The organism is Jatrophihabitans sp., assembly GCF_036389215.1.
Lineage (GTDB): Bacteria > Actinomycetota > Actinomycetes > Mycobacteriales > Jatrophihabitantaceae > Jatrophihabitans_A.
The window spans coordinates 1-12,496 of the sequence record NZ_DASVQG010000245.1; the positions used below are offsets into that span (position 1 = coordinate 1).

The following is a 12,496-nucleotide window of genomic DNA, read 5'->3' on the forward strand; positions in this document are numbered from 1 at the left end:
CACGATGGCGACCTTTGCCAGCACCCGCGCGCTGGAGACGGTGAAGATCGATCTGGCGTATGCGAACCTGCCGGTCCGGATCGCGGCCACCCACAGCGGGCTGTCCGCCGGCAACCTGGGCCCGACCCACCACAGCCTCGAGGATCTCGCCATCATGCGGCTGCTGCCGAACATGACCGTTCTGGCGCCCGCGGATGCGGCCGGCACGGTGTCGCTGTTCGAACAGTGCCGTGACCTGCCCGGCCCGGTGTACCTGCGACTGGACCGCAAGCCGACGCCCGGCCTGCCGGTGGACGCGCCGCCGATCCGGATCGGGCAGGCCCAGCCGCTGCGTCAGGGCGATGACGTGCTGCTGGTGTGCTGCGGCCCGTACCCGGTGCTGATGGCCCTGGAGGCGGCCGAGTCGCTCGCGGCTCGCGGCGTCCAGGCCGCGGTGCTCAACATGCATACCGTCAAGCCGCTTGACGAGCTCGCGCTTGCCGGTTCGCACGCGCCGGTGGTCACGGTCGAGGAGCACTGGCGCAGCGGCGGTTTGGGCAGCGCGGTGGCCGAGGTGCTGGCCGAGACCGGCCGGCGGGTGCTACGAGTCGGCGTGCCCGACCGGTTCGTCTCGATGGCCGGTGACCAGCAATTCCTGCTCGAGCGCAGCGGCGTCAGTGCCGAATCCATCGAAGCGGCCGCGCTGCGCGCGCTGGAGGAGTAGCCGCGCTGCGGGGCGCTGGGGGAGTAGCCGCGCTGCGAGCGCTGGGGTAACTGCGCTGCGGGCGCTGGAGGAGTAGCCGCGGGGCCACCTGGCCTCAGGCCGGCACCGTCAGGCCCGTCAGGCCGGCACCGTCAGGCGGGCACCATCAGGCCGGCGCGGTAGGCGACCGACACCATCTGCGCACGGTCACGGACATCGAGCTTGCAGCGCAGCCGGTACACGTGGGTCCGTACCGTGGTCACGCCGATGGCCAGCTCGGAGGCCACCTCGTCGGTGCTCTTGCCGCGCGCGATCAGCAGCAGCACCTGGCGTTCCCGAGGGGTCAGGGCTGCCAGTACCGGCCGCAGCTGCTCGTCGGGGCGGCTGTCCTGGCGACGGAACCAGCTGACCAGGCGGTTGGCGACCAGCGGCGCGAGCATGATCTGCCCGCTGGCCGCGGCCCGGATGGCTGCGCCCAGCTCCTCGGCGGTGGCTTCCTTCACCAGCAGGCCGTCCGCCCCGGCACGTAGCACCTCGGTGATCATCTGGTCGGAGTGGTTCATCGCGAAGACCACCACCTTCGGCTGGGGACTGAGTTTTTCTTGGCGAACCCGTTTGATGAGTTCGATCCCGGGAATACCGTGAAGAGTCAGGCCGGTGACAATTACATCCAGCTGGACGGTACGCGCCCACAATATGGCCTGTATACCGCTATCGGTAGCGCCGACGACCTCGATATCGGTTTCATCATTCAGGGCTGTGGTCAATCCGTCACGTACGATTGGCAACTCGTGGCAAATTACAACGCGCAGCGGCATTGCCAGCTTCCTTTCATTGCAGCTAGATATTTTGGGCAGCCGGTACGCCACGCGGAAGTGCCAGGAATTGTGAGTTTTCGAGCGCAAGAAGTCACCGATCTGATGACCGATGAATATCGGCGCTCGAACGTTTGCAAACGCTGACGCACTGGTTTGTAGTCAAAATCCTGACTCACCTTCGACATGCCGTCAAGGGGCCTAAGGGAAATTTCTTGACGAATGTATTTAGACACTACCGAACCAGTGGAGACTGCACACTTGTTTCACAACGCTGGGTCCACCCCCTGGGGCCTGGCAAGTCGCGCGGCGTCCAACCCCCACTCGTCCTGGCGTTTACCCGCAGGTCGCCGCAGGACTGATGCCGCCGGCCTTCCCGCCAGGTTTGGTAAGACACGGCTTCGGGGCCGCGTCCTGGAAGTCGCGGTGAACGCCCCACGAGCCCGGCCTGCCCACCGACCACCGTGCGGTCGGCGCCGGGTAAGCCGGACGACGCAAACCGCCACCGGAGGTGGCCGGAGGAGGAGGTGCGGGGATGACCGCCATGCCTGACGCGTCCCGCATCGCACTCGGTGACTGCCGATGACGACGCCGACGGTTTCCCTCGGCGTGACCATCGGTGAGGCCTTCGCGCGCATCGTAGCCACCACTCCCACGGCGATTGCCGTGCGCTGTGGCGACCGCAGTCTCAGCTACGCCGAACTCGACGCCCGGGCCAACCAACTGGCTCATCACCTGCTCCGCCGAGGCGTCCGGCGCGAGGTACCGGTGGCGGTGGTCAACGACCACAGCGAGGCAGTGGTGATCTCGCTGCTGGCCATCGTGAAGGCGGGCGGCAGCTATCTGGGCATCGACAGCAGGCAACCGGCGGAGCGGATCACCGCGATGCTGGCGATGGCCGGCGCCGATCTCGTCCTCACCGACGGCAGTCAGGCACCCGGCACGCCGGGGCACGCCGAATGGCTGCAGGTGTCGTCCCTGGATCTGAGCGCCGAGCCGACCACCGACCCGGAGGTCGCCGGCGACCCGGCCCAACTGGCCTACCTGGCCTACACCTCTGGTTCCACCGGGGTGCCGAAGGCCGCGATGATCCCGCATGCGGCGGTGATCCGGTTGGTGAGCGGCGCCGACTACCTCACGGTGCGTCCTGAGGATGTATTCCTCCAGCTCGCGCCGTTGGCCTTCGACGCCACCACTCTGGAGGTCTGGGCACCGCTGCTCAACGGTGCGTCCCTAATCGTGCCGACCGAATCACCTGACGGCATCGCGGCGATCGGTGATCTCGTCCGCCAGCACCACGTCACCGTGCTGTGGTTGACCGCCGGTCTCTTCCACCAGTTCTGCAACGCCGGCCTGCCCGGGTTGGACGGCCTGCGCTGCCTGCTTTCCGGTGGTGACGTGCTGTCGGTGCCGAGTGTCAACCGAGCGCTGGCAGAGCTGCCCGGGGTGGCGCTGATCAACGGCTACGGACCGACCGAGAACACCACCTTCACCTGCTGCTATCCGATCACCGAGCAGCGATCGGACCCGGTGCCGATCGGTTTTCCGATCTCCGGCACCACCGTTCACCTGCTCGACGAGGAGCTGCGTCCGGTTGCCGAGGGCCAGCCCGGTGAGCTGTGTACCGGTGGCCATGGACTGGCCCGCGGCTACCTGGGCCGTCCGGGCTGGACTGCCGAGCGCTTCGTGCCGGACCCGTTCGCCGAGATCCCCGGTGGTCGGCTCTACCGGACCGGTGATCTCGCCCGGCGCCGGGCTGACGGCGCACTGGACTTCCTGGGCCGGCTGGACGACCAGGTCAAGATTCGGGGATTCCGGGTCGAGCTGGGCGAGGTCGAGGCTGCGCTGCGCGGGTTGCCCGAGGTCGAGGATGCCGCGGTGATCGCCCAGCAGTCCCGGTTCGGCCGCCGGCTGGTCGGCTTCGCGGTCCTGGCCGAGCCGGCCTCGGCATCGCCGATCGCGCTGCGCCGCAGCCTCACGACACTGCTGCCGGACTACGCGCTGCCCTCGATGGTCGTGCTGCTGGACAGGTTGCCTCTGAACAAGAACGGGAAAGTCGACCGGCCGAGACTTGAGTCGCATACCGGCAGGGACCGCCCGGCAGGCCTGTCCAGCGTGCACCGGCCACCGAGGACCGAGACGGAGCATGCGGTGGCCGATACCTGGGAGTTGCTGATGGACGTGGCCGGCATCGGGATTGACGACGATTTCTTCGAACTCGGCGGCCATTCGCTGATGGCGGTGGCGATCGCCTCGGAACTGAGCGATGCCGCAGGCGTCCGGGTGCTTCCCTGGCAGCTCTACAAGCACTCGACAGTCGCCGAACTGGCCCACCTGCTCGATGGGTTACGCAACGATCAGGCCGGCCTCAGCGCGCAGCCGGCCGGCGCCGGCGCGGCGCGACCGGCCGAGGGTCTGCGGCATGCCAGCTCGATCGGGCCGGCGTCATGAGCACCGCGCTGGCCACCGATGTGGTGGAGCTGACCCGGCAGCTGGTGCGCTTTGACACCACCAACCCCCCGGGCAACGAGGCCGCCTGCCTGAAGTACCTGGCCGACCTGCTCACCGACGCCGGCCTGGACTGCCGCCTGATCGGCGCGCACGCCGACCGCCCCAACCTGATCGCCCGGCTGCCCGGCCGCGGCAGCGCGCCGCCACTGCTGCTGCACGGCCACCTCGACGTCGTGCCGGTGGCCGGCCAGCGCTGGAGCCGGCCACCGTTCGGGGCCGAGCTGGTCGAGGGTTGTGTCTGGGGACGCGGCACCATCGACATGAAGGGCGGCGTCGCGATGATGGTCAGCGCGCTGCTACGGCTGATAGCAGCCGGTGAGCAGCCGGCCGCGACCGTGCTGTTGGCCCTGGTCAGCGACGAGGAGGCCGGCAGCCACACCGGGGCGGAATACCTGGTGCAGGAACACCCACACCTGTTCGACGGCGTCCGGTACGCGATCGGCGAGGATGGCGGCGCATCGATCGGGATCGGCGGCCGGCGGCTGCACCCCATAGTGGTCGCCGAGAAGCGGGCGTGCTGGGTACGGGTCACGTTTCGCGGCCCCGGTGGCCACGCCTCCCGGGTGGCGCCGGATGCCAACCCGGTCCGGCAACTGAACCGGCTGCTGACCGCGGTGGCCGGTGGCGGGCTCGGCGGGCAGCCGACGACGGCGGTCCGCCGGATGCTCGCCGAACTCGGCGTCGCCGCCGCCCCCGAGCTGGCCACGATCTACCGGGCAGTGGCTGCCGACCCGAGCGACCTGTCCCCGCTGGCCGGCCTGCCGGAGCGGGACCGGCTCTACCTGCGCTCGGTTCTGCAGCATTCGGTGAACGCCACCGTGCTACGGGGCGGTACCAACGTCAACGTGCTGCCGACCGAGGTGAGCGTGGACTTGGACGGCCGGCTGCTGCCCGGGCCGGCCGGCTCCCAGGACTTCATCGCGGCGGTGCGGGCACTGGTGCCCGACGACCTGGAGGTGGAACTGCTGGTAGAGGGCGAACCGCTGCCCGAACCGGAGTTCGGCCCGATGTACGAGCTGCTCGCCGACGTGCTGCGCCAGGCCGATCCCGACGGCGTGCCGGTGCCCATGATCATGACCGCCTCGACCGATGCCCGGCTGTTCCCGCAGCTCGGCATCAGCTGCTACGGCTGGCTTCCGATGCTCTTCCGGGGCGGGGTCAACTACCGGGATCTGATGCATTCGGCAGAGGAACGGGTACCGGTGGAGGCACTGCAATTCGGGGAATCGTGCTTCTACGACCTGGTCCGCCGCTATGGCTGACCTCACCATGGCGCACTGCCGCCCAGCCGAGGAAGGCGCGCTCGCTCCGGCGTCACCGCAGCGGGCCGAATCCGGACCGGCACGCGTTCGGCCCGACGGCCACCGCTGGCAACGGCCGGCCGCCGTCGAGTCGATCCGGCCGGCCGGCATCACGCCGGAGCTTGCCGGTGAGCTCGCCCAGCTGAGCCGGCTGGCCTACGCCGGCTCCGACCCGCTGCCAGGACTGCCGCTCCCGGACGGGCAGTTCGAGACGCCGGCCGCGGTGTTCGAGGCGGTCCGGAAATCTGGTTCGGTCTACCTGGTGACCGACCAGGGCCGGCTGGTCGCCGCGCTGCGGGCACGTCCGGCGCCTGGCTGCTGGCGGGTCAGCCGGATCTCGGTGTTGCCCGGCTACCGGCGGCGCGGGCTGGTCCGCTTGCTGTTGGACGCGGTTGCCCGGGACGCCCGTGAACGGCAGGTCGACTGGCTGGAACTGGACGCGGTGGTCGAGCGGTGCCTACCTCCGCTGTATGCCCGGTTGGGCTTTCAGGTGCTGTCCAACTGGCCCAGCCCGGACAAGCCGCTGTCGGAGGTGACCATGCGCCGGCCCACCGCCGAGCCGGCCACGGCGGTGCCGCTCGGCTGGCCGTCCGCCCGCCTGAGCGAGCACCAGACGGTGCACGCGTGGTGGCTCAGCGGTCCGAGCCTGCTGCGGATCGCCGCTGCCGCCAGCGGTGACCCGCTCGCCGACGCGCTGGCCGCCGCGGCGGCGCTGGAGCGTCCCGGCCTGCTGCTCGCCGGCGTGGATCTGTGCCCGCGGCCAGCCGGCCCGGCGGACCGGATCCGGACGTTCGCCGGCGGCCGGACCGAGCCCGAACACCTGATGCCACGCAGCCGGGACGCCGAAACCCTCGCGCTGTGGCGAGCGGCACCCGGCAGCGAACTACCACTCGAGGAACTGATGAGGAGGCTGACGTGACCGATCAACTGACCGGCCTCGGCCGGCCGCTGGACCTGCGCGGCCATTTCGACAACCGTGGTCTCACCCCGACATCGGATCTTGCCGGCGGCGCCTTCAATGTCTGGTCCAACACCTTCCCGGCTGAGCAGCTGCCACCGCAGGATTCGATCGTCGAGGTCGGCGGGGTGTTGTTCGAGTTCCCCGCCCGCGGCCACGGCGGAGACAACCTTCGTTGCGGCGGCCAGTTGATCGAGCTGCCGCCTGGGCGCTATGACTGGCTGTACCTGCTGGCCGCCGCCGAGCGGCACACCGAGGATCTGCTGTACCTGCACTACATCAACGGCTCGGTGGACCCGGAATGGCTGCGGGTGTCGGACTTCTGGCCGCAGACCCCCGATCGGTTCGGCGCGCTGGAGGCGTACCGGTGCACCACCATGCATTACCCGCGGCACGTCCAGCGTGGAGTCGATCCGGTGATCTGGCGACATCGGGTTCCGGTTCCCCGGCACGCCGAACTGGGCGCGATCCGGCTGCCCGACAACCCAGCCGCGCACATCTTCGCGATCACGCCGGTACCGGCCGACGGGGGGCAGCCGTGAAGGTCGAGCTGGCCGGCGTCAGAGCCTGGCGGCATGATCTGGCCGGCTGCCTGCACGCCTGCGTGGGCACCCTGGTCGAGCACGCCGGCTTCGCGCCGTTGGAGGTCCTCGGCGCGAACTGGCAGTTCTACTACCGGCCGGGGGACGTCCGTCCCGAGGAGTACTACTTTCCCTGCCCGGACGGCCGGTCGCTGCTGGGCAGCCTGGCACCGCGCCATCCGATCGACTCCCGCTGGCGCTGGCCCGACGACGCGGAGCAGGGCTGGCAGCAGGTCCGCGAACAGGTCGCCGCCGGAACACCGGTGGCGGTCGCGGTGGACAACTTCGAAGTTCCGTTCCGCCCGGCCTACCGGGACGTGCACTCCAACCACCTGGTGGTGGTGTACGGCTTCGACGACGAGCGCCGGACCGCCACGGTGCTCGACGCGATCCCGCCGTTCTTCGCGGGGGAATTGCCGCTGTCGGTGCTGGCCGCGGCGCGCGACTCGGGCAACCGGTCCGCCCACGCTCGGGACATGTTCTTCGCCGACGACCCGATCGGCAACCGCTGGCTGCAACTGGTCGTCGAAGGCCCACCGGCGAGCACGGAGCCCAGCAGCTTTCTGGCACAGAATCTCAAGGAGTTCCAGGCCGGTTCCGAACCCGGGTGCTACCGCGGCCGGGACGGTGTCGCGCAGTTCCTCGCCGACATGATCGACCGGCTGGAGGCAGGCTACAGCGTCGCCGACGAGCTGTTCGTGGTTGCCGGAGTGGCGCTGGCCAGCACCGCGGTGCACGCCGACTGGGTGGCCGACAGCGGGCGGCGGCTGCAGCTGCCGGGATGGCCCGAGCTGGCCCGCCAGACCAGCCGGATGGCCTACCACTGGAGCGCGCTGCGCATCCTGGCGGCGCTGAGCCGCACCGGTGAGGTCAACGCCGCGCGGCTGCGTAGCAGGCGGGTCGCACTGCTGGCAGAGCTCGACCGAACACTGGCCGCCGTCGAGACGGTGTTGGCCGCGCAATGACCGAGGCAGCGCACTCCAGGCGCGTCGCGCCGACGGCGACTGACCACTAGGCAAGGAGAGGGACACATGGATGAGTTGGCAATGCTCGGCGGCCACCGATCGGTGCCGCGTAGCCGCCGGGTCCTGCGCTGGCCCCACGTCACCGAGGAGGAGGAGCAGGCGGTCAGCCGGGTGCTGGCGAGCGGGCGCTTCACGGTGGCCTCCGCCGGTGAGGCCGAGGTCACCGGCCTGGAGCGGGAATGGGCTGACTTCGTCGGCACCGCCTACTGCATCGCGGTCGACAACGGCACCGCGGCGCTGTCGCTCGCGTTGGCCGCCGCCGGCGTCCAGCCCGGGGACGAGGTGATAGTGCCGGCGCTCAGCTTCATCGCGTCCGGGCTCGCACCGCTGCACATCGGCGCCGTACCGGTGTTCGTCGATATCGACCCGGACACCTTCAACGCCACCGCCGAAACCATCGAGAACGCGATCACCGGACGGACCCGGGCCATCGTGGTGGTGCACCTGCACGGCCTGCCGGTGGATCTGGACCAGATCCTCGCGTTGGCCGAGCGGCGCGGCCTGCTCGTTCTCGAGGACGCCGCCCAGGCCCAGGGCGCCCGGTACCGCGATCGGGTGGTCGGTTCGTTCGGTGTGATCAACTCCTTCAGCCTGAACGTCGCCAAGAACCTGCCGACCTGCGGTGAGGGCGGCCTGATCAACACCGATGACCCCGAGCTGTACCGGCGCGCGGCGATGTTGCGGCAGTTCGGCGAGACGCTGGGTGGTTCGGAGGAACGCAGCTACGTATCGCACCTGCCCGGTTGGAACCACAAGCCGAACGCGATCCAGTGCGCGTTCACCCGCGCCCAGCTCGGCCGGTTCGAGACCACCGCCAAGATCCGCGGTGCCAACGTCGAGCGGCTGCTCGCGACGCTGCGCGAGCTGCCAGGCCTGCAGGTCCCGACCTGCCCGGCCGACCGCAGCCACGCCTGGCACATCCTGCGGTTCCGGCTGAGTCCGGAAGCGTTCGGCCTCGCCCCGCGGCAGGCCGGCGCGCTCCGAGCGGTCGTGATGAAGGCGCTGCGGGCCGAGGGGGTGCCGGCCACGCATTACCAGCTGATGCCGCTGCCGATGCAGCGAGCGTTCTCCGGCCACGTCAGCGATGCCGGCCGGGCCGCCTTCCCGCACAGCTACCAGGTGATCGAGGACTCCTTCACCATCCAGAAGGCGCACCTGCACCCCGAGGCCGGACCGCTTCTGGAGAGCTACGCCGAGGCGTTCGGCAAGGTATGGCGGCACCGGGCGTTGCTCGCCTCCTACGCAGCGGCTTCCGACGACGTCCCGCCGTGGGAAGAGGCCAACCGGCTCGCCGACGCGGAGGCCGCCGAACTCAGCCGCTGAACCGGGCCGCTGAACCGGGCCGCTGCCGGCCGGCGGCCCGGCCGGCGGCGCGTGGACGAACTCGTACACCGCCCGTTATGAATGGTGATATGTCAGGATAGGAACGCTTCGATATCGGTCCTGCGGAGTTCGACCGCGAGCTGTCCTGCTCGCAGCTCCTAGCCAGCAGAGCGCCGAGGGTGAGCAGGGAGAGCAGCATGGCAACGTCGACAACCGGCAGCGCGGGCACGGGACCGAAGCAGCGCGGCCTGATATTCCGGCATCACGACTTTCGCTGGTTCTGGGCAGGCCAAAGCATCTCGGTGGTGGGCACCCAGGTCACCGGGGTCGCGTTGCCGCTGGTGGCGGCGCTGACCCTCGGCACCGGCGCCGGCGGGGTGAGTGTGGTCGCGACCGCGGCCTTCCTGCCCAACGTCCTGCTGCCGCTGTTCGCCGGTCAGTGGCTGGAGAGCCGCCGCCGTCGCCGGATCATGATCGCCGCCGACATCCTGCGAGCGGCTCTGCTCGCGCTGGTCCCGCTGGCCTGGGCGATCGACAGGCTGTCGCTGACGCTGCTCGCCGCGGTGGCGTTCGGGGTCGGCGCGGCCAGCGTGATGTTCGACGTCGGCAGCTTCGCCTACATGCCCAGCCTGGTGACCGAGGAGGACCTGCCGGCCGCCAACCAGGCGATGCAGGGTTCGGCTACCGCCTCCCAGGTGGCGGGGCCGGGCGTCGCCGGCCTGCTCGTGCAGGCGGCCGGCCCGGCCGGAGCGATCGCCATCGACTCGGCCAGCTACCTCGCCAGCGTGTTCGGGCTGGCCGCGGCGCGGCGCCCGGAGCCACCACCGGAGCTGGACGCCACGATGCCCGCCGGCATCTTCGAAGGGCTCCGACGGATCCTGGTCAATCCGATCCTGCGGGCGTTGACCCTGCACGCGGCGATCTTCAACATGTCCGCGCAGATCCTCACCGTGAACCTGGTGGTGTGGCTGGTCAAGGAGCGGGGCCTGAGCGCGGGCGGCTACGGGCTGGCGCTGTCGGCCACCGGGCTCGGAGCGTTCCTCGGCACCATGATCGCCTTGCGGCTGGCCGGCCGGCTGGGCTATGGCCACGCGTTCGCCGCGTCGCTGGTGCTGTCCACCGGCACGCCGCTGTTGCTGGCCACCTTCCCGTTCCACGGCTTCGCCCTCGGCCTTGCGGTTGCCGCCGTCCAGCTGGTCAGCGGGACCGGGCTGGGCAGCGCGAACGTGCTGTCGGTGACGCTGCGCCAGGTCGTCGCGCCCCGCGGCTCGCTGGCCCGCACCAATGGCGGCTACCGGCTGCTGATCTTCGGTGTGATCCCGTTCGGCAGCGCGCTCGGCGGTGTCATCGGCCAGCTGGCCAGCAGCCGCACCGGTGTCGCCGTCGGCACCATCGGGATGACCATCTCAGCGATTCCGATGGTCCGCCGCCAGGTTCGGACGTTGCGGGACCCGAAGGACGCCCGCCGAGTGGTCGAGGATGCCGCTCAGGGCGGTGTCGCCGTCCCGGCCCAGCACGAGGTACTCACCGAGTCCTGACCGCCTCGCCGTCATCGCCGCGTCGACAACGACGTAGCCGCCGCACGCAGAGCTGGTTGAGGCCGTGGCGGTCGGGGTGGACGCAACCAGCACGCCGGGTCGGCGCGAGGGCTGATGTAGCCGCCCGCCCCCCTTCCTAGAGTCGGCGACGGTGGCACGAGCGGGGCAACCCGCCGCCGGGATCCAGTCGAAAGAGGTCACATGTCTGACTCCAGCGGGCCGGAACGGTCCTACCGCGTCGTCCTCAATCACGAAGAGCAGTACTCGATCTGGCCGGCCGACCAGGACATCCCGGCCGGCTGGCGTGCCGAAGGCACCAGCGGAACCAAGGCCACCTGCCTGGAGCGGGTCGAGCAGGTGTGGACCGACATGCGTCCGCGCAGCCTGCGCGAGTCGGTCGACGGCTAGCGATGGCACAGGCGTCGACGACAAGCTCCTCCGCCCGTCCGGTGGGCAGCGCCACTCGCTGGTTGCTCCGCCGGCCAGCTGAGGATGCGGCGGCCCGGATCTTCTGCTTCCCGTACGCGGGCGTGGGGGCGTCCATGTACGTGGGCTGGCCGCGGCAGGCCGGACCCGCCGAGATCTGCCTGCTGCAGCCACCGGGTCGGGAGAACCGGTTGCGCGAACCGCACTACGGCGACTACGAGTCGCTGGCCGATGACCTCATCGAGCACCTGCTGCCCTATCTGGATCGGCCGTTCGCCTTCTTCGGCCATTGCAGCGGTGCGCTGCCGGGCTACGCGATGACCCTGCGGCTGATGCAGGCCGGGATGCCGACGCCGTCCACGCTGTTCGTCTCCTCCCAGGTCGCACCGCACCACGGCCCGTACAGCCGGTTCCTGTCGATGACCGACGACGAGCTCCAACTCGAACTGGCCGAACTGGTACGCGCGCTGGGTGGCGTTCCCGATCCGGGCCTCCTCGCGCTCGGGCTCGCGGTGCTGCGTGCCGATGTCGAGGCGACCAGGAGCTACCGGCCGGCCGAGCCGGTCGTCGTGCCGAGCCGGCTCACCGCGATCGGGTGGCGCGAGGACCGCGAGATCACCGCCGAGCAGATGACCGGCTGGTCCGAGTGCGCGCGGCCCGATCGCTTCCGCCAGGTCGTGCTGCCCGGCTCGCACTACTCGTTCCTGTCCGCGCCCGAGTTGCTGGTGGCGGAGCTGGCGGCCGAGATGACGCTGGCGGTGGCCGGCGCCGACAGCTCCGACGAGGACCGGTCATGACCACGGCCCCCTCCGCCGGTACTGACCGACGCGCCGAACTGCTGGAGAGGCTGCGGCGCAAGCGCAGGCAGGAGAAGCAGGAGAACGACCAGATCACCGCGGAGCCGTGGACCGGCACCGCTCCGCTGTCCAGCCAGCAGAGCGGGCTGTGGCTGGCCGGTGAGCTGAGCAACGCCAGCTACAACATGATCATCCTGATGCGGCTGCGCGGACCGCTCGATGTCGGGGCGCTGCGCACTGCCCTGGCCGGCCTGATCAGCCGGCACGAGGGGCTGCGCACCAGCTTCGCCGAGCAGGACGGGATACCGCAGATGCGGGTCGATCCGCCGCCGGGCCGGGCGTGGTTCGAGCAGCTGGACCTCTCCGCCGTGCCCGAGCCCGGCCGGTACCAGCGCGCGGTGCAGCTGGTCACCGACTCCTGCCAGCAGCGCATCGACCTGCGATACCCCCCGCTGCTGCGGGTCTTCCTGGCCCGGCTCGAGGATGGCGACCACCTCCTCGGCTACGTCCTGCACCACATCGTCGGCGACGGCTGGTCG

12 protein-coding genes are annotated in these 12,496 nt (G+C 70.3%); 11 read left to right on the plus strand and 1 reads right to left on the minus strand.

What is annotated here, in order from left to right; all coding sequences use genetic code 11:
• On the plus strand, nt 1–703 hold a 703-nt coding region (locus VF542_RS13585), incomplete at its 5' end, for a transketolase family protein (RefSeq protein WP_408652241.1).
• 131 nt (nt 704–834) lie between these two features.
• Here VF542_RS13585 and VF542_RS13590 read toward each other — a convergent pair.
• Nucleotides 835–1,500 (minus strand): response regulator, encoded by a 666-nt coding sequence (locus VF542_RS13590; protein ID WP_408652242.1) that lies wholly within the window; start codon nt 1,498–1,500, stop codon nt 835–837.
• 579 nt (nt 1,501–2,079) lie between these two features.
• On the opposite strand from VF542_RS13590, the gene VF542_RS13595 reads away from it, so the two are divergent.
• The 10 genes from VF542_RS13595 to VF542_RS13640 form a co-directional block, all read left to right on the plus strand.
• Nucleotides 2,080–3,948 carry an amino acid adenylation domain-containing protein gene (locus tag VF542_RS13595; protein WP_408652243.1) on the plus strand — a complete coding sequence of 623 codons (1,869 nt, stop codon included), beginning with the start codon at nt 2,080–2,082 and terminating at the stop codon, nt 3,946–3,948.
• Nucleotides 3,945–5,270 (plus strand): M20/M25/M40 family metallo-hydrolase, encoded by a 1,326-nt coding sequence (locus VF542_RS13600; protein WP_408652244.1) that lies wholly within the window; start codon nt 3,945–3,947, stop codon nt 5,268–5,270. Before VF542_RS13595 ends, VF542_RS13600 begins: the two co-directional genes overlap by 4 nt.
• Complete coding sequence (locus tag VF542_RS13605) at nt 5,263–6,228, plus strand: GNAT family N-acetyltransferase (protein WP_408652245.1); 966 nt, start codon at nt 5,263–5,265, stop codon at nt 6,226–6,228. The genes VF542_RS13600 and VF542_RS13605 overlap by 8 nt, the downstream gene beginning before the upstream one ends.
• On the plus strand, nt 6,225–6,809 hold the full coding sequence (locus VF542_RS13610; RefSeq protein WP_408652246.1) for a hypothetical protein: 585 nt from the start codon (nt 6,225–6,227) through the stop codon (nt 6,807–6,809). Before VF542_RS13605 ends, VF542_RS13610 begins: the two co-directional genes overlap by 4 nt.
• Entirely contained in the window at nt 6,806–7,813 is a 1,008-nt protein-coding gene (locus VF542_RS13615) for a BtrH N-terminal domain-containing protein (protein ID WP_408652247.1), read from the plus strand. The genes VF542_RS13610 and VF542_RS13615 overlap by 4 nt, the downstream gene beginning before the upstream one ends.
• Nucleotides 7,814–7,879: 66 nt before the next feature.
• Complete coding sequence (locus tag VF542_RS13620) at nt 7,880–9,196, plus strand: DegT/DnrJ/EryC1/StrS family aminotransferase (protein WP_408652248.1); 1,317 nt, start codon at nt 7,880–7,882, stop codon at nt 9,194–9,196.
• Nucleotides 9,197–9,393: 197 nt separating this feature from the next.
• Complete coding sequence (locus VF542_RS13625) at nt 9,394–10,734, plus strand: MFS transporter (protein ID WP_408652249.1); 1,341 nt, start codon at nt 9,394–9,396, stop codon at nt 10,732–10,734.
• 201 nt (nt 10,735–10,935) lie between these two features.
• On the plus strand, nt 10,936–11,142 hold the full coding sequence (locus tag VF542_RS13630; RefSeq protein WP_408652250.1) for an MbtH family protein: 207 nt from the start codon (nt 10,936–10,938) through the stop codon (nt 11,140–11,142).
• A 2-nt stretch (nt 11,143–11,144) separates the two neighbouring features.
• Complete coding sequence (locus tag VF542_RS13635; RefSeq protein WP_408652251.1) at nt 11,145–11,957, plus strand: thioesterase II family protein; 813 nt, start codon at nt 11,145–11,147, stop codon at nt 11,955–11,957.
• The coding region (locus VF542_RS13640) for a condensation domain-containing protein (protein WP_408652252.1) at nt 11,954–12,496 on the plus strand (543 nt) is incomplete at its 3' end. The genes VF542_RS13635 and VF542_RS13640, both read left to right, overlap by 4 nt.